The sequence below is a fragment of the Pseudomonas sp. NPDC088885 genome, from assembly GCF_044750025.1.
In the GTDB taxonomy this organism is placed as follows: Bacteria; Pseudomonadota; Gammaproteobacteria; order Pseudomonadales; family Pseudomonadaceae; genus Aquipseudomonas; species Aquipseudomonas rustica.
The window spans coordinates 1-1,137 of sequence record NZ_JBIVJB010000260.1 but is presented as its reverse complement, the minus strand read 5'-3'; the positions used below and the strand labels follow the sequence as shown (position 1 = coordinate 1,137).

The 1,137-nt window shown below is 54.3% G+C and carries 2 protein-coding genes; both read left to right on the top strand.

Annotation, left to right across the window (positions count from 1 at the left end; genetic code table 11):
- Positions 1-14 precede the first annotated feature (14 nt).
- Positions 15-407 carry a 30S ribosomal protein S9 gene (rpsI, locus tag ACIP1X_RS29085; protein WP_008080273.1) on the top strand — a complete coding sequence of 131 codons (393 nt, stop codon included), beginning with the start codon at positions 15-17 and terminating at the stop codon, positions 405-407.
- Between the two features lie 269 nt (positions 408-676).
- A partial coding sequence (gene petA / locus ACIP1X_RS29080) for a ubiquinol-cytochrome c reductase iron-sulfur subunit (RefSeq protein WP_400756002.1) occupies positions 677-1,137 on the top strand: 461 nt, incomplete at its 3' end.

Genomic DNA, 1,137 nt, shown 5'->3' with positions numbered 1-1,137 from the left:
CGGAATAGTACATTATGTCGGCGACTCAAAATTACGGCACTGGCCGTCGCAAGACCGCAACCGCACGCGTTTTCCTGCGTCCGGGTACTGGTAACATCTCCATCAACAACCGTTCGCTGGAAAACTTCTTCGGCCGCGAAACTGCCCGCATGGTAGTTCGTCAGCCGCTGGAGCTGACTGAGACTGTCGAGAAGTTCGACATCTACGTCACCGTGATCGGCGGTGGTGTAAGTGGTCAAGCTGGCGCAATCCGCCACGGTATCACTCGCGCTCTGATGGACTACGACGAAACCCTGCGTGGCGCTCTGCGCAAAGCTGGCTTCGTTACTCGCGACGCCCGTGAAGTTGAACGTAAGAAAGTTGGTCTGCGTAAAGCGCGTAAGCGTCCGCAGTACTCGAAGCGTTAATTCCGCTTCCACGTTCAAAAAGAACGCCCGCCTCCTCACGGAAGCGGGCGTTTTTTTATGCCTGTGATTTATCAAAGAATTGCGCTGCGACAACTTGCCACTTCCGTAGACCCCCTATACTGCAAGGCTTGAGGGTAAGAGCTCCGGGTAATTCCCTTGTCAGAATTGGGGCTTTTCATTACCATTCGGCAAAATTTTTATAAGTAACATTGATTTATTTAGTAGATGCCTGATTTAACAGGCCACAAAAGCTGATGGGAGAGGACTGAATGAGCAATGACGGCGTGAATGCAGGCCGGCGTCGCTTCTTGGTAGCAGCCACATCCGTGGTGGGTGCTGCAGGAGCGGTGGGGGCTGCGGTCCCTTTCGTGGGGTCATGGTTTCCCAGTGCCAAGGCGAAAGCCGCCGGTGCACCGGTGAAAGTGAATGTCAGCAAAGTCGAGCCAGGACAGCAGATGATTGCTGAATGGCGTGGCCAGCCGGTGTTCATTGTCCGCCGTACCAAGGAAATCCTGGATAATCTGAAAAAGATCGAGGGCCAGCTCTCCGATCCTGAATCCAAAAACTCCACGCAACCCACCTATGTCGACCCTGAAGTGCGATCGATCAAGCCGGAAATTCTGCTGCTGATCGGGATCTGCACACACCTGGGTTGCTCACCGACCTTCCGTCCCGAAGTGGCACCTGCGGATCTGGGTAAAGACTGGGTAGGCGGTTATTTCTGCCCTTG